This is a genomic window from Microbacterium proteolyticum (genome assembly GCF_030818075.1).
In the GTDB taxonomy this organism is placed as follows: Bacteria; Actinomycetota; Actinomycetes; order Actinomycetales; family Microbacteriaceae; genus Microbacterium; species Microbacterium proteolyticum_A.
The window spans coordinates 1,844,757-1,867,206 of the sequence record NZ_JAUSZZ010000001.1; the positions used below are offsets into that span (position 1 = coordinate 1,844,757).

Below are 22,450 nucleotides of genomic sequence, written 5' to 3' on the forward strand. Positions count from 1 at the left end.
GAGGTACCGCATGCCCCAGCTGATCACCGAGGTCAACGAGCTCGCCACCGCGGGCGTCACGATCTCGCACCTGTCGAAGAGCTTCGGCAGCAACCTCGTCCTCGACGACATCTCCATGACCGTCGCGCCCGGGAGCGTCACGGCGCTCATCGGCCCGTCGGGGTCCGGCAAGAGCACGCTCCTGCGGTGCGTGAACCTGCTCGAGCAGCCTGACCGTGGCACGATCACGGTCGGGTCCACGACCATCGAGGCCGGCGCCAAGGTCACCGACCGTGCGCTGCTCGCGCTGCGACGTCAGGTCGGCATGGTGTTCCAGTCCTTCAACCTCTTCCCGCACATGACGGTGCTGCGCAACGTCGCCTACCCGCAGGAGAAGATCCTGGGCCGCTCGCGTGCCGAGGCCGAGGAGCGGGCCCTCACCCTGCTGGAGCGGGTCGGCCTGCGCGACAAGGCGCAGCAGCACCCCGGCCGCTGTTCCGGCGGGCAGCAGCAGCGCATCGCCATCGTGCGGGCGCTCGCCCTGAACCCCCGCGCGATGCTGTTCGACGAGCCCACGAGCGCACTCGACCCCGAGGTGGGCGTCGAGGTCCTCGCGGTGATGCGCGAGCTCGCCGACAGCGGCATGACGATGATCGTCGTCACCCACGAGATGCAGTTCGCGCGGGACGTGTCCGACCACCTCGTGGTGATGGCCGACGGCCACATCATCGAGGAGGGCGACCCTCGCGCGATCATGGCCGCGCCGAGCCAGGAGCGCACGCGCCGCTTCCTCTCGGCCGTCCTGGAGCGCTGAGGTGGAGGCCGTCGTCGCGGTCCTGCTCGGACTGCCCATGACCCTCCTCGTGACCGCCGCCGCTTTCGCGATCGGTCTGGTCGGGGGCATCCCGTTGATGCTCGGCCTGCGCTCGCGCCACCGCGTCGTGCGCCTGGCCGTGCGCTTCGTCGTCGACCTCATCCGCGGCATCCCGCCGATCGTGTGGCTGTTCGTGCTGTTCTTCGGGGTCTCGATCGGTGCGTTGCGGTTCAACGCCCTCGCGGCCGCGATCGTCGGTCTCGGGATCATCTCGGCGGCCTACCTCGCCGAGATCTACCGCGGAGGCTTCGCGACGCTCCCCGCCGGCCAGACCGAGGCGGCCCACGCGCTGGGTCTCGGACGCCGCTCGACCTTCGTCCGGGTGCTGGCGCCCCAGGCGGCCCGCACGGCCCTGCCCTCGGTCACGACGTTCCTGCTCGCGCTACTGAAGGACTCCTCCATCGCCTCCACGATCGGCGTCACCGACATGGTCTTCGCCGCCAACACGTTCGTGCGCCAGAACCCCATGACGGCCGGCCTCACCCCGTTCTTCGTCGCCGCCGCCGTGTACGTGGCGATCAGTATCCCGCTGGCCATCGTCGCTCGCCGGCTCGATGCGCGCATGAGAAGGAGCGCCTGATGGACCTCTCGCTGTACCTGCCGCGCCTGCTCGACGGACTCGGCGTCAGCCTGCAGCTCACCGCTCTCTCGGTCGTCTTCGGGTACGCCCTCGGACTCGTCTTCGCGCTCGGGGTGTCCTCGATCCACCGGGGCCTGCGCTGGCCCGCGCTCGTCGTGGTCGAGGTCGGGCGCGGCATCCCGTCTCTCGTGGTGCTGTACATCGTCTACTACGGCCTGCCCGCGGTGGGGGTGCTCTTCACCAACTTCTGGGCCGCGGCGGCGGGTCTGACCTTCACCGTCGCCGCCTATTCGTCCGAGATGATCCGCGCCGGCATCCAGTCCGTGCCGCGCGGTCAGGGGGGAGGCGGCGGCAGCGCTCGGGCTCTCGCGGCTGCCGACCTTCGCCCGGGTGATCCTCCCGCAGGGTCTGCGCTCGTCGATCCCGGCCCTCATGGGCCTGGCGATCCAGTCGTTCCAGGGGACGTCGCTGGCGTATTCGATCTCGGTCAACGAGCTGATGAGCCAGGCGTACCAGGTGAGCTCGCTCACGTTCGCGTACCTCACCGTCTACGTCGTGACCGGTGTCATCTACGCCGTGGTCGCGGTTCCCGCCACGTGGGCGTCGGTGTGGGTCGAGCACCGTCTCGCGCGAGGTCACGCATGATGCGCCTGACCTGGATCGAGGCGACGGTGGGCGACCCCGCCCACGCGCCCCTGTGGGAGCTGCTCGCACGCCACGTCGAGCGACTGGCCGCCGGGCGCGCGCAGGTGCGTCTGCGTCACGTCGGCACTGACGCCGGCGGCATCCGCACCCCGGCCAACCGACTCCTCAGCGATGCGGCCGTGCTCGCGACGGCTCTCGACGCGCAGGGCGCGAGCGACGCCCTCGTCGTGGGCTGCTGGGGCGCGCCGACCGCGGCCGTCCGAGACGCGGTGTCGGTCCCGGTGTCGACCCTGACGGATGCCGTGGCACGCACCGCCGGCTCTCTCGCCCGGCGCGCGGCCGTCATCACCGTCGCCCCCGTCCTCGCGCCCTTGTTCGCCGACGACCTCGCGGCGCACGGCGCGAGCGGTCCGACCGTGCGGGCCTACGCGCCCGAGTCGACCCTCGCCGACGTCACGCGCGCGGTCATCGACCCCGGTGACCTCATCGCGCGGTTCGACACCGCGGCGCGCTCCGCCGTGGAGGAGGGAGCGGATGCCGTCATCGCGGGCTGCGCCTACCTCGGCGCCCTCTTCGCGGCGCACGGCTATACCGCCGTCGGCGGCGCCCCCGACGTGCCGGTGTGGGACCCCAACGCGCTCGCGATGGAGCACGTGCTCTCGCTCGCACGACTCGCGGAGGCCGGTATCCGCCCGACCGACCGCGGTTACCCCCGACCCCACGGCGACCGGGCGAGAGCGCTCGCCGCCGCCGCCCGACGCCTCGACGGAATCCCGTCACCCGAAAGGACACCCGCATGACCCGTTACTGCGTGATCGGAGCCGGCGCGGCCGGCATCTCGACCCTCCAGCGCCTGCGCGCGGCCGGCTACGACGCCGACTGCTTCGAGAAGACCGACCGGGTCGGCGGTCACTGGCACACCGACTACGACGCGCTGCACCTCATCACCTCGCGCGACATGACCGGCTTCGAGGGCTTCCCCATGCCGAAGGAGTACCCGCACTTCCCGCGCCGCGACCAGGTGCGCACCTACCTCGAGTCGTACGCGCGCGAGCACGGCCTGTACGACGTCATCCGCTTCGAGACCGCGGTGGTCTCGGTCGTGCCGCGCCCGAGCGACGGGCCCACCGGCTCGGCCGGGTGGACGGTCACGCTCCACACCGGCGAGAGCATCGACTACGACGGCGTCTTCGTCGCGAACGGTCACCTCTGGGATGAGAAGGTCCCCGCCATCGCGGCGGACTTCATGGGGACGCAGGTGCACTCCGGCTCGTACCGCAACACCGGCGACATCGAGGGCACGCGTGTGCTCGTGGTGGGAGCGGGCAACTCCGGATGCGACTTGGCCGCCGACGCCGCCCAGCACCGACTGGAGGTCGACATCGTCATCCGCGAGGGCGTGTATTTCCAGCCGAAGAGCTACTTCGGGGTGCCGCGCCAGGAGATCCCCTGGATGGGGCAGTTCGCACCCGATGAGCAGGACCTCATCGCCCGTCTCCTGGCCCGCGTGTCGATCGGCGAGGCGAAGGACTACCCGGGCCTGCCGGAGCCGGCCTACCGCACGCTCGCCGAGGGCCGCACGGTCGTGAACGAGCTGCTGCTGTACTGGGTGCAGCACGGCCGCATCGGCGTGCGCCCGGGCATCGAGCGCATTGAGGGGCGCACCGTGCATTTCGCCGACGGCGAGGCGCGCGAATACGACACGATCCTGTGGGCGACCGGCTTCCACGCCTCGCTGCCGTTCCTGGACGACTCGCTCGTGCCGCGGCGCAACGGCGTTCCGCTGCGATTGGCGGCCGGGATCGTCCCGGTCGGGCTCGACAAGCTGTACTACATCGGCCTCTCCGCGCCGCGCGGTCCGCAGATCCCCGTTTACGGGGTGCAGGCCGCACTCGCGCTGCGCATGCTCGCGCTCCACGAGGCCGCACCGGCCGGGTCCGTCCCGCTGGCGGCGTACCTCGCGGGGCTGCAGGACGACGACGACCGCATCGACATCGTGCGCGCGATCTGGAACGACCAGCTCGCCGACACCGAGCGTCTGCTCGACGCGTTCGTGCTCGCCCAGGCGGAGCCCGCGGTCAGCCCGGTGTGACGCGGCGCCGGGCTTAGTGCCCGGCGCCGAGCCCGCCGGTCAACCGCCCGTGGAACGCCGCGGCAGCCGCGTTCATGCCCTCGAGCTCCACGGTCGTGCCGAGGTGCGCGTACTTGGTCTGCACGGCATCCAGGGCTGCGACCGTCGAAGCGTCCCACACGTGGGAACGCGAGAGGTCGATGACGACGCGCGCCGGGTCGCGGTGGTACGCGAACTTGGTGGTCAGGTCGTTGCTCGACGCGAAGAACAGCTCGCCCTCGACGACGTAGCGGGCGGTCTCGCCGTCAACGGTGCGGGTGACGCTCGTCAGCGAAGCCACACGTCGGGCGAACAGCACGGCGGCGGCGACCACGCCCACACCGACGCCGATCGCGAGGTTGTGCGTCCACACCGTGACCGCCACGGTCAGCAGCATCACGACGGTCTCGCTGACCGGCATCCGGCGGAGGGTCGAGGGGCGGATGCTGTGCCAGTCGAAGGTCGCGACCGACACGACGATCATCACCGCGACGAGCACGGCCATCGGGATGATGGCCACGACGTCGCCGAACACGAGCACGAGGATCAGCAGGAACACGCCCGCGAGGAATGTGGAGATGCGGGTGCGGGCGCCCGAGGCCTTCACGTTGATCATGGTCTGGCCGATCATCGCGCAGCCGCCCATGCCGCCGAACAGGCCCGACAGCACGTTCGCGGCGCCCTGACCGAGCGACTCGCGCGTCTTGGATGACGGGGTGTCGGTGATGTCGTCGACGAGCGCGGCGGTCATGAGCGACTCGAGCAGTCCGACGATCGCCATCGCCACGGCGAAGGGGAAGATGATCCCCAGCGTGTCCAGGGTCAGCGGCACGTTCGGCACCAGCAGGGCGGGAAGGCTCTCGGGCAGCGCGCCCTGGTCGCCGACCGTCGGCACGGAGATGCCGAAGACGACCGCGGCGCCGGTCAGCAGCACGATCGCCACGAGCGGCGCGGGCACGGCCTTCGTCAGCCGCGGCATCAGGTACATGATCGCGAGCCCCGCCGCGGCGATCGGGTAGACCGCCCACGGCACGCCGATCAGCTGCGGCACCTGGGCCGTGAAGATGAGGATCGCCAGCGCGTTCACGAATCCGACCATGACGCTGCGCGGAATGAAGCGCATGAGCTTGGCGACGCCGAGCAGGCCCAGCGCCACCTGCAGGATGCCGCCGAGGATCACTGTCGCGAGCAGGTAGTCGACGCCGTGCTCGCGCGCGACGGGCGCGATGACGAGCGCGATCGCCCCGGTCGCCGCGGAGATCATCGCGGGGCGTCCGCCGAGGAAGGCGATCGCGACCGCCATGACGAACGACGAGAACAAACCCAGCCGCGGGTCGACGCCCGCGATGATCGAGAACGCGATGGCCTCGGGGATGAGGGCGATCGCCACGACGAGTCCGGCGAGCACCTCGCGGGTGAGTAGGCGGGGCGAGCGGAGGGCCTGCAGCACGGTCGGTTCGGGGCGTGCGGCGACGTCTGTCATGGGGAGCTCCCGGGGAGGATGGAACCCGCGCGGAGGCGGGGAAGAATAGAGGGGTCGCGCTCGCGACCGAGAGAGACTCTACCGTAACGAGAGGGTTGCGGGATGGGGGATGCCATGACCGCCGCGCGCCCGATGCAGATCGGTGAGCTCGCCGAGCGCACGGGGCTGTCGATCCGCACGCTCCGTCACTACGACGAGATCGGCCTGCTCCGTCCTTCCGCGCGCAGCGACGGCGGCTTCCGCCTCTACACCGCCGACGACGAGTCACGCCTGCTGCTCATCCGCCGCATGAAGCCGCTGGGCTACTCCCTCGAGCAGATGGGGGAGCTGCTGTCGGTCGTCGACGGGCTGGATGCCCACCCCGCCGACGCCGCGCTCTCCGCACGCCTCGACGACATCCGCGAAGAGGCGGTGCTGCGCCGCGACGACCTGCGTCGCAAGCTCGCCGCCGCCGAGGAGTTCGTCGCCCAGCTGGAGGCGCGATGACCGCCCACGACCTCACGCTCGCGGGCCACGGCATTCGCCTGACCCCCGTGCACCCCGACGACGCCGCCGAAGCCTGGGCGTTGACGGATGCCGCGATGTGGGCCGGCATGACGACCCCGTGGCCCGCGTCGGCGGAGGCGTACGCCGCGCACGTCGAGCGGCAGCGGGCGACGCCGGGGACGCTCGCCTTCGTAGTTCGGGATGCCGAGACCTCCGGCATCCGCGGGTCGACGACGTTCTACGACCACGCGCCCGCGCAGGGGCGGGTCGAGATCGGCACGACATGGTACGGCCGTGCCTTCCAGGGCGGGCGGACGAATCCGGCGACGAAGCTGCTGCTGCTGGAGCACGCGTTCGACGTGTGGGGCCTCAACCGCGTCGCCCTGCGGTGCGACAGCCGGAACGACCGGAGCGCGCGGGCGATCCAGCGTCTCGGCGCCACGCCGGAGGGGCGGCTGCGGCGGCACCGCGTCAACGGCGACGGCAGTGTCGGCGACACCCTCTACTTCTCGATCCTCCGTGAGGAGTGGCCCGCGGTCCGTGCCGGGCTCGAGGAGCGCCTGCGCGACTGAGTGCCGCTTTGCGCGCGCCCGCGTCCGCGCCTGCAGCGCTCCGCGCGCGCCCGCGCCTGCAGCGCCTCCCGCCCGCGCAACGGCATCCCCTCTCGGGTCGCCGACGATCCGCAGCGGAGTCGCCAGGGGTGTGCCGACTCGCGCGATCGGGATGCCGAGGCCCCGCATCCGGCCCCCGCGACCCGGGTGCCTCAGCCCGGCGTCGCGGCCACCCGGCGTCGCGGCCACCCGGGCGCTTCAGTTCGCTGCCGCGGGTGCTCGGCGTCCCGCGCTCGACGCCCCTCAGCCCGCCGCCCGGTCGCCCGGCGTCCGCGCTCTGGGTGCCTCAGCCCGCGGCTGCGGCCGCGCGCCGCCGCGCGATCTCCCGCGCCTCGGCGAACAGCTCGAGGTCGATCTGCACATGCCGGCGTGCGAGTTCCGCGGCCTCGTCGGGGGTGGCGGCGGCGATGGCGGCGACGATCGCATCGTGCTCGCGCGCGGCGCGCGATTCCATGCGCCGGTGGCTCTCGCGGTCGCCCCACGGGTGCGCCGGCGCCGACAGCGAGAGGTGCCGTTCGTGCTCGAGGAGGATGTCGCGCAGCGCCGTGTTGTGCGCGGCGTCGATGATCGACAGGTGCAGCAGGCTGTCGGCGCGCTGCTTGGGGTCGCCCGACTCCGCCGCGTGGAAGTCGGCCAGGCGTGCGCGGATCGCCGTGATGTCGGCATCCGTCCGTCGTTCGGCAGCGAGACGCGCGAGCGAGGCGTGCAGCATCGAGCTGGCCGTGCACGCGTCGACGAGGTCGTCCCACCGCTCGGCGAACCAGCGGTCGACGCCGACGACGACGGCATCCGGCCACTCCTCGACGACGAACGTGCCGCCCGCCCGCCCGCGGCGGCGCTCGATCAGCCCCCGGGTCGACAGATCGTCGAGGGCGGCCCGCACCGTCGTGCGCCCCACGCCCAGCAGCGGCGAGAGGTCGCGCTCGGCCGGGAGGCGCGTGCCGGGCAGGAACTCGCCCACCGCGACCGCGGTGATGAGGCGCTCGGTCACGCGCTCCACCAGGGAGGCGTCGTCGGTGTCGGCCATGGGCTCCCGTCGTTTCCTCCATGTTAATTCCGCTCAAAAGGTTTGCCAACGCACCTTTAAGCGGTCCACGATGACTCCATGCAACACGAGATCACCGTCCCGTTCCGCGACGGATTCACCTGGGCCCGCGTGACCGAGCCCGCTGAGCCCACCGGCAAGGCACCGCTGTTCGTGCTCCACGGCGGCCCGGGGATGGCGCACAACTACGTCGCGAACCTCGACGCGCTCGCCGACCTCACCGGACGCACCGTGGTGCACTACGACCAGATCGGGTGCGGCAAGAGCTCGCACCACCCCGACGCCCCCGCCTCGCAGTGGGTGCCGCAGCTCTTCGTCGACGAGTTCCACAACCTGCGCGAGGCCCTCGGCTTCGACGAGTACCACGTGCTCGGCCAGTCATGGGGCGGCATGCTCGGCGCCGAGATCGCCGTGCGGCAGCCGGAGGGGCTGAGAAGTCTCGAGATCTGCAACTCCCCGGCATCCATGGCCCTTTGGCTCGCGGGCGCCGCGCGCCTGCGCTCCGAGCTGCCCGCCGAAGCCCGCGAGGCGCTCGACCGCCACGAAGCCGACGGCACGCTCGACCACCCCGACTACGTGGATGCCACCCGCGTCTTCTACGAGCGGCACGTGTGCCGCGTGACGCCCATGCCGCAGGATTTCGTCGACAGCGAGCAGCAGATGCTCGCCGACCCGACGGTGTATTTCACGATGAACGGTCCGAACGAGTTCCACGTCGTGGGAACGGGCCGCGACTGGACGATCATCGACCGTCTGCCCCAGGTCGCCGTGCCGACGCTGGTCGTCGCCGGCGAGTTCGACGAGGCCACCCCCGAGACGTGGGAGCCGTTCGTCGAGCACATCCCCGGTGCGACGTCGCACGTGTTCGAGGGGGCCAGCCACTGCACCCACCTCGAGATGCCCGACGTCTTCCGCGGCGTCATCGCCGACTTCCTCGCCCCCTTGCCCTGACGCCTCGCGGCGCATTCCGCGACGCGCCACCCGAACCGGCTCGCCCGCCGAATCCGGCCCACCCGACGCCCCACCCGCACCGCCCGCCCGCACGCAGAACCCCTCACCCCGATCCAGGAGATTCGATGTCGCACACCGCCCCCGAGGCCCAGCAATCGCTGGAGTCCTTCGGCTACAAGCAGGAGCTCAAGCGCTCCATGTCCACTTTCGACCTCGTCGTGTACGGCCTGGTCTTCATGGTGCCGATCGCCCCGTGGGCCATCTTCGGCGTCGTCTACAACGCCGCGAGCGGCATGGTGCCGCTGGTCTACCTCACCGGCGTCGTCGCGATGATCTTCACCGCCCTCGCGTACGCGCAGATGTCGAAGGCGTTCCCCATCGCCGGCTCCGTCTTCTCGTACGTCGGCCGCGGCATCCACCCCACCGTCGGCTTCTTCGCGGGCTGGGCGATCCTGCTCGACTACCTGCTGGTGCCGACCCTGCTCTACGTCTTCGCGGCCTCGTCGATGGCGGGCATCTTCCCCGACGTGCCGCAGTGGATCTGGGCCGTCGCGTTCGTCATCATCAACACCGTCATCAACGTGCTGGGCATCGGCTCGATCAAGATCGCCAACCGCGTGATGCTCGGCATCCAGCTGCTCTTCGTGGTGATCTTCGTCGTCATCGCGATGGTGGCGCTGAGCTCCGGCACGATCCCGGGAGCCGAGTTCACGATGGCGCCGCTCTGGGATGCCGAGAAGGTCAACCCGGCGCTGATCGCCACCGCCCTGTCGATCGCGGTGCTGAGCTTCCTCGGCTTCGACGGCATCTCCACGATGGCCGAGGAGTCCACGGGTGACCGGACCTCCGGCGGACGCGCGATGATCATCGCCCTGCTCGTCGTGGCCGTGCTCTTCATCACGCAGACGTGGTTCGCCAGTGCGCTCGCCGCCGGCACCGTCTCGTTCGGCGACGATGAGGTCAATAACGCCTTCTTCATCCTCGTCGCGAAGGCCGCCGGCTCCGGCTGGGCGACCGCCTTCCTCGCCGTCAACGTCATCGCGGTCGGCATCGCCAACGCGATCGCCGCGCAAGCCGCGACCTCGCGCCTGCTGTACTCGATGAGCCGCGACCGGCGCCTGCCCGCCTTTCTGTCGAAGGTCACCGCGCGTCAGGTGCCCATGGCCGCGATCCTGCTCGTCAGCGGCATCTCGCTCGTGCTCGTGCTGTTCTTCGTCGGTCAGATCGCCGTGATCTCGTCGCTGGTCAACTTCGGCGCGCTGCTCGGCTTCCTGCTCCTGCACGTCTCGGTCGCGGTGTACTACCTCGGCAAGAAGAAGTCGAAGAACTACCTGCTGCACCTCGCGGTTCCGCTGATCGGTTTCCTGATCATCGGCTACGTGCTGCTGAACGCCGACATCACGGCCAAGGTCGGCGGCATCCTGTGGCTCGTCGTCGGCGGCATCGTCTACGTCATCTTCGCGCGCAAGAACGGCGGCGCCACCGGCCCCCTGCCCGAGCACGCCACGGCCACCGCCGGCGAGGGCGGGGGCGAGGTCGCTGCTCGATGACGATCGACCACGTGCTCGGCGCGGAGCTCGGGCGACCGGGCTTCCGCGCCGACGTCGCGCCCGTGCTGCGGCTTCGGCCCGGCACGGGCGCGACGGTGGCGTTCCACACCGACGACGCCGTCTACCGGGAGCTGCACGAGCACGGCGACCTCGCGAAGCTGGCAGCTCCCATCAACCCGGTGACCGGCCCGGTGTACATCGAGGGCGCCGAGCCCGGTGACGCGCTCGCGGTGCACGTGCACGACATCCTGCTGCCGGAGTACGGATGGTCGCAGAGCCTGCCCGGCGCCGGTGCCCTGGCGCACCGCATGCCCGACAGCGTGATGAGCCGGCGCATCCCGATCGACGCCGAGGGGGTGCACGTCACCGACCGCCACGTCGTTCCCCCGCGCCCGATGATCGGCTGCATCGGCACGGCGCCGGCCGCAGGGGTCGGCTCGACGATCATGCCGACGACGGCGCTCGGCGGCAACATGGACCTCACCGACGTCGCCCCGGGCGCGACGGTGTACCTGCCGGTGGAGGTCGAGGGCGGCCTGCTGTCGATCGGCGACATCCACGCGGTCATGGCGCGGGGCGAGTCCTCGTTTGTCGCGATCGAGGCGGCGGGTGTGGCGATCGTCTCGATCGATCTGGTGAAGGATGCCGGCTACCGTGCGCCTCGGGTCGAGACCGCCGACGAGTGGATCTTCGTCGGCCTCGGCGACCCGGTGCAGGAGAGCATCCGCCGCGGCTACGAAGACGTGTTCGACACGCTCGTCGACGTCCACGGCTGGGATCCGATGGACGCCTATGCCGTCATGAGCGCCGTCGTGCACAGCGAGCTGGGCGGGCCCACCGGTTCGGAGGCGCCGGATCCGTTGCATCCCTTCCGCGCGGTCGGCGCGGTGACCCTTCACCGCCTGCCCAAAAGCGTGCTCTGACAGAATCCTCCCGTGACCGACGAGACCACCCCGAGAACTCGACGCACCGCCCGCGTCCTCGTGTTCGACGAGAACGGTGCCCTGCTGCTGATGAAGCAGCACTGGGGTCGGCGGGTGCGCCCGCCGCGCTGGCTCACAGTCGGTGGCGGAATCGATCCGGGGGAGGATGCCGCGACCGCGGCCGTCCGCGAACTGTACGAGGAGACCGGGCTCACGGTGGATGCCGTCGGCGAGCCGGTCGCGTACCGCGACATCGCGCTGCCCCCGGCCGAGGAGTACGAACGTCGGACCGCCGTCTACTTCGTGCTGCGCACCTCGCGCTTCGAGATCGCCCGGGATGCCTGGACGGAGAGCGAGCAGGACGACATCGTCGACGTGCGCTGGTTCACGCCGGCCGAGCTCGCCGCCTCGGACGAGGACTTCGACCCCGAGGACGTGCGCGGCATCCTGGCCGAGCTCGAGGCGGCCGGTCTCGCCTGACGGCGCCCCGCGACGGACGGCGGCGGGGAGAGGGTCGCGCCCGTGTAAGATCGTCTGTTGGAAGTGTGTCCGAGCGGCCTAAGGAGCATGGCTGGAATCCATGTAGGCGGGGTAACTCGCCTCGCAGGTTCAAATCCTGTCACTTCCGCAGAAGAGGCCCCCGGTGAGCGATCGCTCGCCGGGGGCTTCTGCGTGGGGCCTGTCCGGCCGTCACCCGGAGTCCTGGGCCGTGGCCGGGGGCTCACCGGCGGCGCGACGGGGGGCACGTCTTCGCGCTGCACGCTCGACGGCATCCTGCTCAGGCGCCGACCGTCTCGCGCTCCTGCTCCACCGCGCCCGGACGCACGACGAGCGAGCGCGGGAAGAGACGTGCCAGCGCGCGGCGCACCGGCGGAGCCTCGGATCGCAGCCGCGCCGTGGCTCGGTCGACAGCCGCGACGAGCGCGGGCCCGCTCGCGGGGTCGATCGCGTCCTCGGCGTAGCTGACCCGCTCCACCGCCGCGCGCAGCAGGCCGACGTCGTCCTCGTCGACCCCGTGGTCCGCGCTCAGGCGTGCGGCGAACGCGCGCGGGGAATCGGCCCCGGATGCCGGGATGCCGAGGTCCACCGCCTCTTCCTGCAGCGCCCGCCAGGCGGCGACCGGGTCGCCGTCGCGGGCGGCGGACAGCCGTCGACGTCGGCGCGCCGTGCGCACGAGCGACGGCACGATGAGCGTCAGCAGCAGAGCCAGGCCGACGAGGGTGGGCGTCAGCCACGCCGTGGAGGTGCGTCCCACGCCGGTCGAACCGGCGCCGTTCTGGGCGTCGACGTCGGGACGCGCGGCCTGCGACGGCGCGGTCGAGGGCTGCTGCTCGGGCACCGCGGCATCCTGGCCCGGCGTGTCGGGGGTCGTCGAGCCGCCGGAGCCCGAACTGGAGGTGAAGGTCGTCGGCACGCCGAGGCTGTTGGTCGGCTCGAACGGCACCCACCCGATGCCCTCGAAAGACACCTCGGGCCACGCGTGGAGCTGGCCGGAGGTCACGGTGTACTCGGAGCCGCCCTGCTGCGGGCTTCCCGAGGCGGTGCCGGGGAGGTAGCCGATCACGATGCGCGCGGGCAGGCCGAGCGAGCGCGCCATGACGGCGAACGCCGAGGCGTAGTGCACGCAGTAGCCCGCGCGCACCTGCAGGAAATCGGCGACGGCATCCAATCCCGCGCCGTCGAAGCCGGAGTCGACGGGGGCGTCGAGCGAGTAGCGGAACTCGCTGCTGCGGAACCACGTCTGAAGGGCCGCGAGCTGGTCGTACGGCGACTGCGCGCCGGCGGTCACCTCGCGGGCCGTGTCGCCGATGACGGCGGGCACATCCTCGGGCAGGCCGGTCAGGGCCGGGTCGATGTCGGGGCCGCCCGCCGCGCGTGCGCGGATCTGCTCGAGCGTCGGTTGCGGAACGTCGGCCCGCACCTCGTAGACCTGTTCGCGCGTGGACCCCGCGCGCGTGACGACCGTGCGATTCTCCGGCATCCCGAGCCAGTCCCCGGTCAATCCGGTCACCGCGGATGCGGGGTAGGGGACCGGCAGCCAGGGGCTGTCGAGCTGGTCGACCGTCACGGTCGTCGTCTCCTCGTCGACCGCGATGCCCTCGTCGACGGCGACGGGACCGAACACGTCGCCTCCGGTGGGGACGGCGACGGTGTCGGCGCTGTCGGGCTCCCAGACGGCGCCGTCGAAGCGCGAGAGCGTCACCGCGCGCAGGTAGGGGGCGGTCGAGCCGCTCGTGCGCACGCTCAGCACCTCCACCTCGCGCGGTTGGCGCAGGTCGTTGCCGAGTTCGAGGTTGGGGTTGATGGTCGTGCCGATGCCGCCCGTGCCGCCGGTCGCGAAGCGGAGACCCGGCTGCGGCAGGAGCGGGGTCGCGACGACCGCGACGATCACCGCGACGGCGGCGACACCGAGCGCGGTCGCCGACACGCCCACGACCCGCGGAGAACCGGCGCGCGGGGGCGGCGCCGTCGCGGGCGCGGTGCGCGCTCGCGTGTCGACGCGCAGGAGGAACAGCAACGCCGCGGCCAGCAGCACGAAGGCCGCGATGTCGATGTCGGAGGGGATCGCGATCGTGGGGATCAACGACACCGCCACCAATCCGACCCCCGCCAGAAGGGGCATCCGCGCCGTCAGCACGACGTGATCGAGCACCACCGCGAGTCCCGCGACGGCGGCCACCAACAGGAACGACAGGCCCGTCTCCGCGGCCACCGGTGCGACGCCGATGCGGATCTCCTCCGCCGCGCCCGCGAGCAGATCGGGCACGGTGGCGAAGGTGGCCGGCACCGGGATGACCCCCAACAGCGCCGAGGACCGGCCGAAGATCGCCGTCAGCAGCACGACGGCGACCACGATCTCGGCGATGCTCGCGTACACGGCGGGGAGCCGGGCCAGGCGCACGAGCAGGCCCGCGCCCAGCACGGCGGCGCTGACGAAGACCGCCCCCACGGCCCACGCGCCGGGAGCGATGACCGAGAACACCGGCAGCATCGCGGCGACGATCCCGGCGAACAGGCCGATCGTCAACAGCAGCGCATCGCGCCGGCGCCGGTGCGTGCGCAGCACCGTCACGTCAGTGGCCGTCACGGGCGTACCCCTCCTGCATGGCGTCGTCCCACGCGGCGGCGATGTCGCCGCCGGGACGCAGGACGGCCACACGCCACCCCCCGGTGCGGAGCGCGGAGAGGTCGGCGTCCTCGCTCACGACCAGCAGCACCGGCAGCGCCGAGTGGTGGGCCACCCCGCCCAGGGCGATCCGGTCGTCGGTCTCGAGCGCGCCCGTGATGACCACGACGGGTCCCGCGAGGGCCGCGGCGGAGGCCGGCACGACGCGGCGTGCGGAATCGTCGGCGCGGCCGCGCAGCGTGGCGAACTCCGCCGCCGCGGCACGGGCCTCGCCGTCGTCGCCGCCCTCGACCGTATCGATCAGCAGCGTTCCGTCACTGTCGACCACGTCGACGGTGTACCCCTCGTGCACGAGCCGGGCGACCGCCGACACGCACGCCGTCACAGCCGTCTCGAAGCCCGGGTCCGAGCCCGGGGCGTGCGCCGCGAGCGGCGTCCACCGCGAGAGCGCGCGGTCCAACACCACGGTGGCGGCCGGACTCGCCTCCTGCTCCTCCTGGCGGACCATCAGGGTGTCGCGATGCGCGGTGGCCCGCCAATGGATGCGCCGCATCGAGTCGCCCGGAGCGTAGGGCCGCGCGACCAGGTTGTCGGCCCCCTGCCCCAGCTGCAGCGTTGTCGTCTGACGGCTCCCGCCGGCCTCGCCCGCTGCGGGTGGGAGCACGGCCAGGTCGACGATCGCGGGGGCCACGGTGACCGGTGTCGTGCGGCCGAGCGCGAGACGCCGTCGCAGCAGCCCGAACGGATCGGTCACCGTCACCTCGAGCGGGCCCAGAGAATGGATGCCGCGCGTGGCACCGACCACGTCGTAGCGCACCTGCACGGTCGCTCCACCAGCCGACAGCGTCGGGCCCAGGGCCGGCGACGACCCTTCCGCGCGGCCCGCCAGACCCGGCGGCAGGGCGTCGATCCAACGCCCGGGGCCGGTCGGCAGGGCGCTGCGCAGCCCCGCGCGCACCAGCACGGACGCCGGAGCGCCCACCTCCGGCACGTCGGGGGAGACGGCACGCGTGACGGTTCCCGCCCCGCGCGTGAGCAGCAGGGCGATCGCCGAGGCGACCAGGAGGGCCGACAGCAGCGTGGCGAAGTAGAGCACCTCCGGGATGCCGGCGCGCTCGGCGATCACGAAGGCCGCGACCGCGAGCAGCAGCGCCCCCGTTCCCCGCAGGGTGAGAGGCCACCAGCGCCGCACCGCCGAGCTCACTGTCGCGACGCGAGGGGCACCCGCACGCTCGCGGCGATGCGCTCGAGCGCCTCGACCACGACGGCGGCGCCGGCCCGCCCGCCCGCCGCGGAACGGTTCGGGATGAGGCGGTGCGCGAACACCGGCGACAACAGCTCCGTGATGTCGTCGGGGATGACATAGGACCGGCCGTCGAGGGCGGCGCGCACCTTCGCAGCGCGCACGAGCTGCAGCGTCGCGCGGGGGCTCGCCCCGAGGCGGATGTCGGGGTGGGTGCGCGTGGCCTGGGCCAGGGCGACGACGTACTCCTCGAGCGCAGGGGCGACGTGCACGCCGCGCGCCCAGGCGATCATCGCGGTGACGTCCCTGGCCGTCACGACCGGCGTCAGAGCGTCGAGCGGGTTCGTCACGTCGCGCTGGCGCAGCATCAGCGCCTCGGCCGCGGCATCCGGGTATCCCATCGAGATACGCAGCAGGAAGCGGTCGCGCTGCGCCTCGGGGAGCGCATAGGTGCCCTCCATCTCGAACGGGTTCTGCGTCGCCACGACGAGGAACGGCGAGGGCAGCACGTGCGTGCGTCCGTCGACGGTCACCTGCCGTTCCTCCATCGCCTCGAGGAGCGAGGACTGCGTCTTGGGTGAGGAGCGGTTGATCTCGTCGGCGATCACGATGTGCGCGAACACCGCGCCCTGCGTGAACTCGAACTGACGCTGCACGGGGTTGAACACCGAGACGCCGGTGATGTCACCCGGGAGCAGGTCGGGAGTGAACTGGATGCGACGCACGTCGGCGTCGATCGTGGCGGCCAGCGCCCGCGCGAGCATGGTCTTGCCCACGCCCGGCACGTCTTCGATGAGCAGGTGGCCTTCGGCGAGCAGGGCGATCAGGGCACTGCGCACGGCGTGCGGTTTGCCGTCGATCACGCGTCCGACGGATGCCAGGATCTTCCCGGTCAGGCGGGCGAACGCGTCCGCATCGAGCGGGGCATCCAGCACCGCGCGGGCCGGTGCGGAATCGTTTCGGCGCAGCCGTGATGCCGCCTCGGGCGTGACCGTCTCGTCCATGGCATCCCTTGTGTCGCGGGTCGGGGGTGTGGCGCGGGCTGGGCGCGCATCGTCGCCGCCGTGACCTGATCGTAACCTGCACCGCGGACACCCGGGCTCGAATTCGCGGAGCATTCAGCCGTCACTCGGTCGATGCACCGGCCCCTAGGATCGGGGAGCGTTGGTCCACCCGAGGAGCCCGCGCATGTCCGATGCCACCCCGTCCCTGCCCGCCCACACCCACGTGCTCGCCGTCGACATCGGCGGCACCAAGGTCGATGCGGCCGTCGTGTCGATCGACGGGACGGTGGTCCGCGAGAGCGTCTCGCGCCGGACCACCGGCCGACGGGCCGACCGGGCCGAGATCGCGCGCCACGTGCGCGAGGCCGCCGAGGCGGCCCTCGCTGCCGCCCCCGGTTTGAGCGTCGGAGCGATCGGCGTCGGCAGCGCCGGGCCCGTCGACCTCCCCTCGCGCACCGTTTCGCCCTTGAACCTGCCGCTGGCGGCCGGTCTGCCGATCGACGAGGTCCTCGGCGGTCTCGTCGACGGTCCGCTTCACCTCGCCCTCGACGGCACGTGCATCGCGCTGGCCGAGCACTGGCGCGGCGCACTGGTGGGCGCCGACAATGCGATGGCGATCGTGGTGTCCACCGGTGTCGGCGGGGGCTTCGTGCTGGGCGGTCAGCCGGTCACGGGCGCCAGCGGCAATGCCGGACACCTGGGCCAGACGTTCGTGCGCTCGATCGAGGGCGACGAGGTCGTGGCATCCACCCTCGAAGCGGTCGCGGCCGGCCCCGGAACCGTCGCCTGGGCCCAGGCGCAGGGCTGGGTGGGCGAGACCGGTCTCGACCTCGCCGCCGCGCACGCAGCCGGTGACGCGATCGCCATCGCCGCGGTCAGCCGCTCGGCCACCGCGGTCGGACAGGCCATCGCCGCCGCCGCGACCCTCTGCGACCTCGAGGCCGTCGCCATCGCGGGCGGGTTCTCGCAGGTGGCGCCCGACTACATCGATCAGGTGCGCGCGGCGGCGCAGGCCGCCTCGCTGCACGCCTATGCGCGTCGGTGCCGGATCGTGGGGTCGGGGCTCGACGGGGACGGTCCGCTGCTGGGAGCCGCGGCCCTGGCGCTGCAGGCCTGACGGCCCGCGCGTCGCGCGGGCGCCCTGCGCGCTCGGCGGGCGGGCGTGCCGTTGGGCGTACGCTGTGACACGGGTCCGCGCCGCGGTCCAGTGAGCAGGACGGGGGGCCCATGCGCACGGGATCCAACCTGCCCGCCGTGGGCGAATACAACCAGACCCTGGTGCTCGACCTCATCCGCCGCTCGCCCGAGGGTCTCAGCCGCGTCGAGCTGACCGCGCGGACGGGGCTGAGCGCGCAGACGCTGAGCAACGTCACGCGCCGCCTCGCCGACGAGGGGCTCATCGCCGAGGCCGGCAAGGTGATCTCCGGGCCGGGCAAACCGCGCACGCTGCTCAAGCTCGAGCCGAGTTCGCGTTTCGCGGTGGGCGTGCACCTCGACCCCGTCGTCGACACGGCCGTCGTCGTCGACATGGCCGGTGAGGTCGTGGCTCACGACGAGATCGACCGGGTGCAGGGCGCGAGCGCCGCCCAGCTCGTGGCCGGGGTGGGCGAGGCGGTGGATGCGATCGTGAAGCGCGCCGGCATCCCGCGTGCGCGCGTGCTCGGGGTGGGAGTCGCCGCCCCCGGTCCGTTCGATGCCCGCGGGGGACGCCTGCTGAACCCGCCGCTGCTCCCGCAGTGGCACCACGTCAACGTGCGCGAAGACCTGGGCGCGGTGACGGGTCTCCCGGTCATCGTCGAGAAGGACGTCACCGCCGCGATGGTCGGCGAGATGTGGTTCGACCGCTCCGACGTGCTCGCCGACGCGATGTTCCTGTACTACGGGGCCGGCGTCGGTCTGGGCGTCGCCATCTCGGGCTCGCCCGTCCGCGGTCGCACCGGCAACGCCGGGGGCATCGCGCATATCGTCGTGGACGCCCGCGGACCGCGATGCGAGTGCGGATCGCGGGGGTGTCTCGGCGTGTCCATCGAACCCCGGGCCCTGCTCGCGGAGGCCGGGTACGACGCGGTGTCGGGTTCCGACTCCCGTCCCGACCTCGACCGGCTGGTCGCCGACGCGCACGCCGGTCGCGAGCCGGCGGGCACGGTGCTGCGTCGCGCGGGGGAGCGGATCGCCCGCGCTCTCGTGGTGGCGAACAATCTGCTCGACGTCGACGAGGTCGTGCTGGGCGGCCCCGTCTGGGAGCGCCTGGCGGGCGTGTTGAGCGAGACGGTCGCCCGTCGCGTGTCGACCGATCCCGCGTCGACGTCGACCCGGGCGATCGTGGTGCGTCACTCCCGTGTGGGTCCCGATGTCGCCGCCGTGGGCGCGGCGTGCCTCATGCTCGACGGTGCCTTCGCCGCACGACCCGCGCGCATGATGATCGCCATCTGACGCCGCGACCGGCACACGGGAACCCGTCACCGGATCGTTACGGGTGTTCCCTCGGGTTGGACTTGCCGAGTTAGTCAATTTGATTTATAAAAGTTCCTGGCGACGCGGTGTCTCCACCCGAGCAAGGGAGCTTTCATGAAGAAACTGACGATGGCGACCGGTCTTCTGACCGCCACCGCCCTGACCGTGGCCCTGGCCGGCTGCTCCGGCGGCAGCGGCGACGCGGGCGACGGCAAGACCATCCGCGTCGCGTACCAGACCACGGCGACGTTCGACCAGATGCAGACGCTGATGGAGAACGCCAAGAAGCAGTACGAGGCCGCGCACGAGGGCATGACGGTCGAGCTCGTCCCGATCCAGGCCGAGGGCGCCGACTACTACACGAAACTCGCGCTGATGAACAAGTCGGCCAGCACCGCCCCCGACGTGCAGTACGAAGACACGTTCAAGATCCAGTCCGACGCCGCTGCCGGGTACCTGCTTCCGCTGGACGACTACCTCGCGAAGTGGGAGGACTGGTCGCAATTCGCCGAGGGTGCCAAGCAGGCCGGCCTCGGCGCCGACGGCAAGACCTACGGCGTCTCGCTCGGTACCGACACGCGCGGCCTCTGGTACAACAAAGCCATCTTCGCCAACGCCGGCATCTCCGTGCCGTGGCAGCCCAAGACCTGGGCCGACGTCCTCTCGGCGGCTGAGAAGGTCAAGGCCTCCTCGCCCGACGTCGTCCCCCTCAACATCTACTCGGGCAAGGCGGCCGGCGAGGCCGCCTCCATGCAGGGGCTCGAGATGCTCATGTACGGCACCGAGGACACCCTGTACGACACCGACAGCAAGAAGTGGGTCGTCGGCAGCCAGGGCTTCAAGGACTCCCTGCAGTTCGTCTCCGACGTCTACCAGGGCGGCCTCGGTCCCTCGCTGCAGCAGGCGCTCGACCCGAACATCTTCACCAGCGTCACCGCCGACTGGCTGCCCTCGAGCAAGCTCGCCATCGCGATCGACGGCTCGTGGCAGTCGGCCGCCTGGGTCGACGGCGGCACCGCGCCGTGGCCCGAGTGGAGCGACGCCCTCGGCATCGCCGCCATGCCGACGCAGGACGGCCAGGCGCCCGGCACGACGAGCATGTCGGGGGGATGGACGCTCGCCCTCGGCAAGAACTCCAAGAACCCCGACGCCGCGTGGGACTTCCTCTCCACCGCGGTGAACAAGGACAACGCGACCGCGTTCAGCATCGACAACAGCCAGATCGCCGTCCGCGCGGACGTGGCCGAGTCGCCCGAGTACCTCGACGCGAACCCCAGCTTCGAGACCTTCTCCGGCTTCGTCGCCACCACGCACTTCCGCCCGGCGACCGAGGACTACGACAAGATCTCCAACCAGATCCAGGTCGCGATGGAGGCCGTCATGACCGGCCAGTCCAGCGTCTCCGACGCGGCGGCCGCCTACGACCAGGCCGTCATCGGCATCGTCGGCGAAGAGAACACCCAGAAGGGCTGATCGTGACCGCCCTGGCTTCCACCGGGGCGACCGGAACCGACCGGGGGTCGCGCGCGAAGACGCGCGGCCTCCGGTCGTCGGCCCGGGCGCTCCCTCTCCTTCCCGCAGCGATCCTGCTCGCGATCTTCCTGCTCGGCCCGATCCTCGTGTCGCTGTGGGGCTCGCTCACCAACGCCACTCTCTCGGGCTCGACCGCGGTCGCGAGCGAGTTCATCGGGTTCGACAACTACACCCAGCTGTTCAAGGCGCCCGACTTCCCCGTCTCGGTGATCAACACGATCGTCTTCGTGTTCTTCTCCGCCGTGATCGGCCAGAACATCCTCGGCCTCGCTCTGGCGCTCATGATGCGCTCGGGCAACCGCATCGTCGCCGGCGTCGTCGGCACGATCGTCGTGACCGCGTGGGTACTCCCCGAGATCGTCGCCGCGTTCGCCGCCTACGCCTTCTTCCGCGACAACGGCACGCTCAACGCCATCCTCGGCGTCTTCGGCGCGGAACCGGTGAGCTGGCTATTCACCATGCCCGTGCTCATGGTCATCCTCGCCAACATCTGGCGGGGGACCGCGTTCTCGATGATGGTCTACTCGGCGGCCCTCGCCGACGTCCCGCCCGAGATCACCGAGGCTGCCGAGGTCGACGGTGCCGGCGGCATCAAGCGTCTGTTCTTCATCACCATCCCGATGATCCGCTCCACCATCGGCACCAACTCGATGATCGTGACGCTGCAGACCCTCTCGGTCTTCACGCTGATCTTCGTCATGACCGGCGGCGGCCCCGGCACCGCGAGCACGACCCTGCCGATCCTCGCGTACCAGCAGGGTCTGAAGTTCGGCGAACTGGGCTACGGCACCGCGATCGCCACGATCATGCTGCTCATCGGCGCGATCTTCTCCTTCTTCTACGTCCGCGCGCTGCGCGAGGAGGTCTCGTCGTGAGCGCCCTCACATCCGTCTCCGTCTTCTTCTCCGTCCGCGCGCTGCGCGAGGAGGTCTCGTCATGACCGCCACCACCACGCTCACCGAGGTCGCCGGCCCCCACGCCGCCCGGCGCTCGCCGGCGCACACGAAGGCGTCGCTCTCATCGCCGCGCACCCGCGCCCTGCGGGTGCTGAGCAACACGCTGCTGATCGTCATCGGCATCCTGTTCGTGGTGCCGCTGATCTGGCTCGTCACCGCGTCGCTGGACGCGCAGCCGACGCTGGCGATCAAGATGCCCGAGGTCGTCACGCTCGACAACTTCGCGGCCGTGATGAAGCCGGATCTGCTGTTCCTGCCCCTGTGGAACAGCGTGCTGCTGGCCGGCGGCACCGCCGTCGCGACCGTCGTGCTCGCCTCGCTCGCCGCGTACCCGCTGTCGCGGTACAAGATGCGCGTCGGCAAGCCGTTCCTCTACGCCGTGCTGTTCGGCACGTGCCTGCCGATCACGGCGATCATGGTCCCCGTCTACAGCCTCTTCGTGCAGCTGAACCTCATCGACTCCGTCGGCGGCACCATCCTGTTCCTCACCGCGAGCGCGCTGCCGATCGCCATCTGGATGATGAAGAACTTCATGGACGGCGTCCCCGTCGAACTCGAGCACGCCGCCTGGATGGATGGCGCGGGCTCGATGCGCACGCTCGTGCAGATCGTGCTGCCGCTCATGCGCCCGGGCATCGCGGTCGTGTTCATCTTCACGTTCATCCAGGCGTGGGGGAACTTCTTCGTGCCCTTCGTGCTGCTGCTCAGCCCCGACTACCAGCCGGCGGCCGTCAGCATCTTCAACTTCTTCGGGTCGTTCGGAGCCGTGGCCTACGGCCAGCTCGCCGCGTACTCGATCGTCTACTCCCTGCCCGTCCTCGGCCTGTACGTCCTCGTGCAGCGCGGCCTCGGCGGCCCGTCGGCACTCGCCGGCGCGGTCAAGGGCTGACCCTCCT

Annotated in this window: 21 protein-coding genes, 1 tRNA gene and 1 pseudogene; 18 read left to right on the forward strand and 5 right to left on the reverse strand. The window is 71.4% G+C overall.

Going from position 1 to position 22,450, the window contains the following annotated elements; genetic code table 11:
* Positions 1-10: 10 nt before the first annotated feature.
* The 6 genes and pseudogenes from QE392_RS08555 (at position 11) to QE392_RS08580 (ending at position 4,170) form a co-directional block, all read left to right on the forward strand.
* Positions 11-793, forward strand: a complete 783-nt coding sequence (locus QE392_RS08555) for an amino acid ABC transporter ATP-binding protein (protein ID WP_307450671.1) — start codon at positions 11-13, stop codon at positions 791-793.
* Between the two features lies 1 nt (position 794).
* A complete protein-coding gene (locus QE392_RS08560; RefSeq protein WP_307450673.1) occupies positions 795-1,433 on the forward strand; it encodes an amino acid ABC transporter permease in 639 nt (212 codons plus the stop codon).
* Positions 1,433-1,708 (forward strand): annotated as a pseudogene (locus QE392_RS08565) (ABC transporter permease subunit); the annotation flags it as partial. The gene QE392_RS08560 and the pseudogene QE392_RS08565, both read left to right, overlap by 1 nt.
* 115 nt (positions 1,709-1,823) lie before the next feature.
* Complete coding sequence (locus tag QE392_RS08570; RefSeq protein ID WP_307454068.1) at positions 1,824-2,078, forward strand: hypothetical protein; 255 nt, start codon at positions 1,824-1,826, stop codon at positions 2,076-2,078.
* A complete protein-coding gene (locus QE392_RS08575) occupies positions 2,075-2,878 on the forward strand; it encodes an aspartate/glutamate racemase family protein (RefSeq protein WP_307454071.1) in 804 nt (267 codons plus the stop codon). Before QE392_RS08570 ends, QE392_RS08575 begins: the two co-directional genes overlap by 4 nt.
* Positions 2,875-4,170: a flavin-containing monooxygenase gene (locus QE392_RS08580; RefSeq protein ID WP_307450675.1), complete on the forward strand. Its 1,296-nt coding sequence runs from the start codon at positions 2,875-2,877 to the stop codon at positions 4,168-4,170. Before QE392_RS08575 ends, QE392_RS08580 begins: the two co-directional genes overlap by 4 nt.
* Positions 4,171-4,183: 13 nt before the next feature.
* On the opposite strand, the gene QE392_RS08585 is transcribed toward QE392_RS08580, so the two are convergent.
* The gene (locus QE392_RS08585) at positions 4,184-5,671 is read right to left on the reverse strand and encodes a SulP family inorganic anion transporter (protein ID WP_307450676.1); all 1,488 of its coding nucleotides are present in this window, start codon (positions 5,669-5,671) and stop codon (positions 4,184-4,186) included.
* Between the two features lie 114 nt (positions 5,672-5,785).
* On the opposite strand from QE392_RS08585, the gene QE392_RS08590 reads away from it, so the two are divergent.
* Positions 5,786-6,157, forward strand: a complete 372-nt coding sequence (locus tag QE392_RS08590; RefSeq protein ID WP_307450678.1) for a MerR family transcriptional regulator — start codon at positions 5,786-5,788, stop codon at positions 6,155-6,157.
* A complete protein-coding gene (locus tag QE392_RS08595; RefSeq protein ID WP_307450680.1) occupies positions 6,154-6,729 on the forward strand; it encodes a GNAT family N-acetyltransferase in 576 nt (191 codons plus the stop codon). The genes QE392_RS08590 and QE392_RS08595 overlap by 4 nt, the downstream gene beginning before the upstream one ends.
* Before the next feature lie 325 nt (positions 6,730-7,054).
* On the opposite strand, the gene QE392_RS08600 is transcribed toward QE392_RS08595, so the two are convergent.
* Complete coding sequence (locus QE392_RS08600; protein ID WP_307450682.1) at positions 7,055-7,795, reverse strand: FadR/GntR family transcriptional regulator; 741 nt, start codon at positions 7,793-7,795, stop codon at positions 7,055-7,057.
* A 78-nt stretch (positions 7,796-7,873) separates the two neighbouring features.
* On the opposite strand from QE392_RS08600, the gene QE392_RS08605 reads away from it, so the two are divergent.
* The 5 genes from QE392_RS08605 (at position 7,874) to QE392_RS08625 (ending at position 11,865) form a co-directional block, all read left to right on the forward strand.
* A complete protein-coding gene (locus QE392_RS08605; protein ID WP_307450684.1) occupies positions 7,874-8,764 on the forward strand; it encodes a proline iminopeptidase-family hydrolase in 891 nt (296 codons plus the stop codon).
* A gap of 125 nt (positions 8,765-8,889) precedes the next feature.
* The gene (locus tag QE392_RS08610) at positions 8,890-10,314 is read left to right on the forward strand and encodes an APC family permease (RefSeq protein WP_307450687.1); all 1,425 of its coding nucleotides are present in this window, start codon (positions 8,890-8,892) and stop codon (positions 10,312-10,314) included.
* Complete coding sequence (locus tag QE392_RS08615; RefSeq protein WP_307450689.1) at positions 10,311-11,237, forward strand: acetamidase/formamidase family protein; 927 nt, start codon at positions 10,311-10,313, stop codon at positions 11,235-11,237. Before QE392_RS08610 ends, QE392_RS08615 begins: the two co-directional genes overlap by 4 nt.
* 12 nt (positions 11,238-11,249) lie before the next feature.
* Positions 11,250-11,717, forward strand: coding sequence for an NUDIX hydrolase (locus tag QE392_RS08620; protein WP_307450692.1), 468 nt, complete (start codon positions 11,250-11,252; stop codon positions 11,715-11,717).
* 59 nt (positions 11,718-11,776) lie between these two features.
* A tRNA-Ser gene (locus tag QE392_RS08625) sits at positions 11,777-11,865 on the forward strand.
* Between the two features lie 150 nt (positions 11,866-12,015).
* Here QE392_RS08625 and QE392_RS08630 read toward each other — a convergent pair.
* The 3 genes from QE392_RS08630 to QE392_RS08640 are packed head-to-tail and all read right to left on the reverse strand — an operon-like array spanning position 12,016 to position 16,611.
* Positions 12,016-14,325 carry a transglutaminase TgpA family protein gene (locus tag QE392_RS08630; protein ID WP_307450694.1) on the reverse strand — a complete coding sequence of 770 codons (2,310 nt, stop codon included), beginning with the start codon at positions 14,323-14,325 and terminating at the stop codon, positions 12,016-12,018.
* Complete coding sequence (locus QE392_RS08635; protein WP_307450696.1) at positions 14,312-15,568, reverse strand: DUF58 domain-containing protein; 1,257 nt, start codon at positions 15,566-15,568, stop codon at positions 14,312-14,314. Before QE392_RS08635 ends, QE392_RS08630 begins: the two co-directional genes overlap by 14 nt.
* The gene (locus QE392_RS08640; RefSeq protein ID WP_307450698.1) at positions 15,565-16,611 is read right to left on the reverse strand and encodes an AAA family ATPase; all 1,047 of its coding nucleotides are present in this window, start codon (positions 16,609-16,611) and stop codon (positions 15,565-15,567) included. The genes QE392_RS08635 and QE392_RS08640 overlap by 4 nt, the downstream gene beginning before the upstream one ends.
* 184 nt (positions 16,612-16,795) lie before the next feature.
* Here QE392_RS08640 and QE392_RS08645 point away from each other — a divergent pair, with 184 nt between their 5' ends.
* The 5 genes from QE392_RS08645 to QE392_RS08665 all read left to right on the forward strand — a co-directional run bounded on the left by QE392_RS08645 (position 16,796) and on the right by QE392_RS08665 (position 22,443).
* Positions 16,796-17,728: an ROK family protein gene (locus tag QE392_RS08645; RefSeq protein WP_307450700.1), complete on the forward strand. Its 933-nt coding sequence runs from the start codon at positions 16,796-16,798 to the stop codon at positions 17,726-17,728.
* Positions 17,729-17,838: 110 nt separating this feature from the next.
* A complete protein-coding gene (locus tag QE392_RS08650) occupies positions 17,839-19,044 on the forward strand; it encodes an ROK family transcriptional regulator (RefSeq protein ID WP_307450702.1) in 1,206 nt (401 codons plus the stop codon).
* 135 nt (positions 19,045-19,179) lie between these two features.
* Complete coding sequence (locus QE392_RS08655) at positions 19,180-20,538, forward strand: extracellular solute-binding protein (RefSeq protein WP_307450704.1); 1,359 nt, start codon at positions 19,180-19,182, stop codon at positions 20,536-20,538.
* 2 nt (positions 20,539-20,540) lie between these two features.
* Entirely contained in the window at positions 20,541-21,473 is a 933-nt protein-coding gene (locus tag QE392_RS08660; RefSeq protein ID WP_307450706.1) for a carbohydrate ABC transporter permease, read from the forward strand.
* A gap of 61 nt (positions 21,474-21,534) precedes the next feature.
* Positions 21,535-22,443, forward strand: coding sequence for a carbohydrate ABC transporter permease (locus QE392_RS08665; protein ID WP_307450708.1), 909 nt, complete (start codon positions 21,535-21,537; stop codon positions 22,441-22,443).
* Positions 22,444-22,450 lie beyond the last annotated feature (7 nt).

What these genes read in the sequence shown, in the direction of transcription:
- QE392_RS08555 (WP_307450671.1), top strand. Translation starts at nt 11, where the DNA reads ATGCCCCAGCTGATCACCGAGGTCAACGAGCTCGCCACCGCGGGCGTC.
- QE392_RS08580 (WP_307450675.1), top strand. Translation starts at nt 2,875, where the DNA reads ATGACCCGTTACTGCGTGATCGGAGCCGGCGCGGCCGGCATCTCGACC.
- QE392_RS08655 (WP_307450704.1), top strand. Translation starts at nt 19,180, where the DNA reads ATGAAGAAACTGACGATGGCGACCGGTCTTCTGACCGCCACCGCCCTG.
- QE392_RS08615 (WP_307450689.1), top strand. Translation starts at nt 10,311, where the DNA reads ATGACGATCGACCACGTGCTCGGCGCGGAGCTCGGGCGACCGGGCTTC.
- QE392_RS08640 (WP_307450698.1), bottom strand. Translation starts at nt 16,611, where the DNA reads ATGGACGAGACGGTCACGCCCGAGGCGGCATCACGGCTGCGCCGAAAC.
- QE392_RS08590 (WP_307450678.1), top strand. Translation starts at nt 5,786, where the DNA reads ATGACCGCCGCGCGCCCGATGCAGATCGGTGAGCTCGCCGAGCGCACG.
- QE392_RS08600 (WP_307450682.1), bottom strand. Translation starts at nt 7,795, where the DNA reads ATGGCCGACACCGACGACGCCTCCCTGGTGGAGCGCGTGACCGAGCGC.
- QE392_RS08585 (WP_307450676.1), bottom strand. Translation starts at nt 5,671, where the DNA reads ATGACAGACGTCGCCGCACGCCCCGAACCGACCGTGCTGCAGGCCCTC.
- QE392_RS08645 (WP_307450700.1), top strand. Translation starts at nt 16,796, where the DNA reads ATGTCCGATGCCACCCCGTCCCTGCCCGCCCACACCCACGTGCTCGCC.
- QE392_RS08575 (WP_307454071.1), top strand. Translation starts at nt 2,075, where the DNA reads ATGATGCGCCTGACCTGGATCGAGGCGACGGTGGGCGACCCCGCCCAC.
- QE392_RS08665 (WP_307450708.1), top strand. Translation starts at nt 21,535, where the DNA reads ATGACCGCCACCACCACGCTCACCGAGGTCGCCGGCCCCCACGCCGCC.
- QE392_RS08650 (WP_307450702.1), top strand. Translation starts at nt 17,839, where the DNA reads ATGCGCACGGGATCCAACCTGCCCGCCGTGGGCGAATACAACCAGACC.
- QE392_RS08595 (WP_307450680.1), top strand. Translation starts at nt 6,154, where the DNA reads ATGACCGCCCACGACCTCACGCTCGCGGGCCACGGCATTCGCCTGACC.
- QE392_RS08605 (WP_307450684.1), top strand. Translation starts at nt 7,874, where the DNA reads ATGCAACACGAGATCACCGTCCCGTTCCGCGACGGATTCACCTGGGCC.
- QE392_RS08610 (WP_307450687.1), top strand. Translation starts at nt 8,890, where the DNA reads ATGTCGCACACCGCCCCCGAGGCCCAGCAATCGCTGGAGTCCTTCGGC.